Source organism: Mycobacterium sp. 852002-53434_SCH5985345 (assembly GCF_001667155.1).
Taxonomy (GTDB): Bacteria; Actinomycetota; Actinomycetes; order Mycobacteriales; family Mycobacteriaceae; genus Mycobacterium.
Map to the genome: position 1 here is coordinate 1 of NZ_LZIE01000059.1, position 3376 is coordinate 3376.

Consider the following 3376-nt stretch of genomic DNA (forward strand, 5'->3'; position numbering starts at 1 on the left):
TCGATGTGCTCGATGAGAAGGAACACGCCCGGCTCGAGGTCATCGGCAACCGCGCGGTGCTGAGCCGGCCCGCGTCCTCGGGGATCTCGATCCCGGAGATGTTCGCCGCCCAGGTGGACCGCGCCCCGGACGCGGTGGCCATCACTTGCGGCGGCCGTTCGTGGACCTATGCCGAGGTCGACGAGTACTCGAATCGGCTGGCGCACCTGCTGGTGAGCCGGGGCGCCGGGCCGGGGGAGCGCGTCGCGGTGCTGTTCTCCCGGACGGCCGAGGCCGTCATCGCGATACTGGCGGTGCTCAAGACCGGGGCGGCCTACCTGCCCATCGACTCGGGGCTGCCGGCGGCGCGGATCGAGTTCATGCTCACCGATGCCGCCCCGATCGTCGCCGTCACCGCCGCCGACGTGCGGTCGCGGCTCAAAGGCCCGGACGTGGACGTCATCGACATCGGCGACCCCGCCATCGACACTCGACCGAGCGACGGGTTGCCGGCGCCCGCTGCGGAGAACGTCGCCTACATCATCTATACGTCCGGTACGACCGGCACCCCGAAGGGTGTGGCGGTGCCGCACCGCAACGTCACCGAGCTGCTGGAGTCCGTGAACCGCGAGCTGGCACTCGGGCAGGTGTGGACGCAATGCCACTCGCTGGCATTCGACTTCTCGATCTGGGAAATCTTCGGGTCGCTGTTGTACGGCGGCCGGCTGGTCATCGTGCCCGACTCCGTCGTCCGCTCACCAAAAGACCTGCACGCCATGCTGATTCGCGAACAGGTCAGCGTGCTCAGCCAGACGCCGTCCGCGTTCTATGTCCTGCAGACCGCGGATTCGCTCGCCCCCGAGCTGGGCCAACAGCTCAAGCTGCAGACGGTGGTGTTCGGTGGTGAGGCGCTCGAGCCGCATCGGTTGGGCAAGTGGTTGCACAACCACCCGGGTCTGCCGCGGTTGATCAACATGTATGGGATCACCGAGACCACGGTGCACGCCTCGTTCCGCGAGATCGTCGATGGTGATGTCGACACCAACGCCAGCCCGATCGGCTTGCCGCTGGCGCATCTTGGCTTTTTCGTGCTGGACGGGTGGTTGCGGCCGGTGCCCGAGGGCGTGGTCGGTGAGCTGTACGTGGCCGGGCGCGGTCTGGCGCATGGGTATGTGGGCCGGCCGGGGCTGTCCGCGACGCGGTTCGTGGCGTGCCCGTTCGGCTCAGCCGGGGCGCCTGGACAACGCATGTATCGCACCGGCGACCTGGTCCGCTGGGGCGCCGATGGCCAGCTACAGTACATGGGCCGCGCCGACGAGCAGGTCAAGATCCGCGGCTACCGCATCGAGCTGAGCGAAATCCGCACGGCGCTAACCGGTTTGGCCGGGGTGGCACAGGCAGCGGTGGTCGTGCGGGAGGATCGCCCCGGCGATAAGCGCCTCGTCGCCTACATCACCGGGAAAGCCGAGCCCGCCCGCCTCCGCGCGCAGCTGGCCGACCGGCTGCCCAACTATATGGTCCCGGCGGCGATTGTCGCGCTGGACCAACTGCCGCTGACCGTCAACGGCAAGCTCGACACCCGCGCCCTACCGGCGCCCGACTACCGGGAGAGCGGCGAATACCGCCCTCCGGCAACCCCGGTCGAGGAAATGCTGTCCGGCATTTATGCCCGGGTGTTGGGACTGGAGCGCGTCGGGGTCGACGACTCCTTCTTCGATCTGGGCGGGGATTCGTTGTCGGCCATGCGTTTGGTTGCGGCAGTCAATGCCGCGCTTGATGCCGACCTCGTGGTGCGAACCTTGTTCGAGGCGCCGACGATTCGCCAATTGGGCCCACGTCTCGGTGCGGGCGACGAGCGACCGGCGCGGGTGGTGGCCGGTGCGCGGCCGGCGGTGCTGCCGTTGTCATTCGCTCAGAACCGGCTGTGGTTCACCGATCAACTGCAGGGACCGTCGCCGGTCTACAACATGGCCGCGGCCATGCGGCTGGACGGGCACCTGGATGTCGAGGCACTCGCGGCGGCACTGGGCGATGTGGTGGCCCGACACGAAAGTTTGCGCACGGTGTTCGTCGCGCCGAGGGGAACACCCCGGCAGGTGGTTGTCCCCGCCGATCGGGCCGACTTCGGTTGGCAGGTGGTGGACGCCGGCGATTGGTCGGCCAGCCGCCTCGAGCAGGCCATCGAATCAGTGGCGCGCCATTCGTTCGATCTGGGAACCGAAATTCCCCTGCGTGCTGAGCTTTTCAGGGTCACCGAGAACCGGCATGTGCTCGTGGCGGTCGCCCACCATATCGCCGCAGATGGGTGGTCCCTGACGCCGCTGGTCCGCGACCTCGGCGTGGCCTATGCCAGCCGGTCTGCGGACAAGGCGCCGGAATGGGCGCCGCTGGCGGTGCAGTACGTCGACTACACGCTCTGGCAGCAGGCCCGGTTGGGGGATCTGGACGATCCCGACAGTCCTGTCGCGGGGCAGCTGCGGTATTGGCAGCAGACCTTGGCCGACATGCCCGGGCATCTCGCACTGCCCACCGACCGGCCCTACCCATCGGTGGCCGACCATCACGGGTCCAGCGTGGCCGTGGAGTGGCCGGCGGAGTTGCAGCATCGGGTCCGCGCGGTAGCTCGCGAGCACAATGCGACGAGCTTCATGGTGATTCAGGCCGCCTTGACGGTGTTGCTGGCCAAGGTCAGCGCGACTTCGGATGTGGCCGTGGGCTTTCCGATCGCCGGCCGTCAGGACCCGGCGCTGGATGAGCTGGTGGGCTTCTTCGTCAACACCCTGGTACTCCGGGTCGACCTCGCCGGAAATCCCACCCTCGCGGAGGTGTTGGCTCAGGTGCGGCGGCGCAGCCTCGCCGCCTACGAGCACCAAGATGTGCCCTTCGAAGCGCTGGTGGACCGGCTCAACCCCACGCGCAGCCTGACCCATCACCCGTTGGTCCAAGTGATGTTGACCTGGCAGAACAACAGCCCCGCCGAACTGAGCTTGGGCGATCTGCACGTCACCGCGCTGCCACTGAACACCCACACCGCCCGCATGGATTTGGTGTTTTCGTTGGCCGAACGTTGGACCGAGGACGGCCAGCCCGACGGCATCGGCGGGACGGTGGAGTTCCGCACCGATGTGTTCGACGCCGACACCATCGAGACATTGATCGATCGCTTCCAGCGGGTGCTGGTCTCGTTGACGACCGATACGGCCCGACCGCTGTCGGCGATCGACGTGCTCGGTGCCGGCGAACACCGCAGGCTCGACGAGATCGCCAACCGCGCTGTCCTGTCCCGGTCGTGGGTGCCGGTGTCGATTCCGGGGTTGTTTGCGGCGCGGGTGGTGCGTGCGCCGGGGGCGGTGGCGGTGCGGTGTGCGGGTCGTTCGTTGTCGTATCGGGAGTTGGA

The 3376-nt window shown here is 67.9% G+C and carries 1 protein-coding gene; it reads left to right on the top strand.

Annotated elements, in window-relative coordinates:
• On the top strand, positions 1-3376 hold a 3376-nt coding region (locus tag A5756_RS14370; protein WP_156659525.1), incomplete at both ends, for a non-ribosomal peptide synthetase.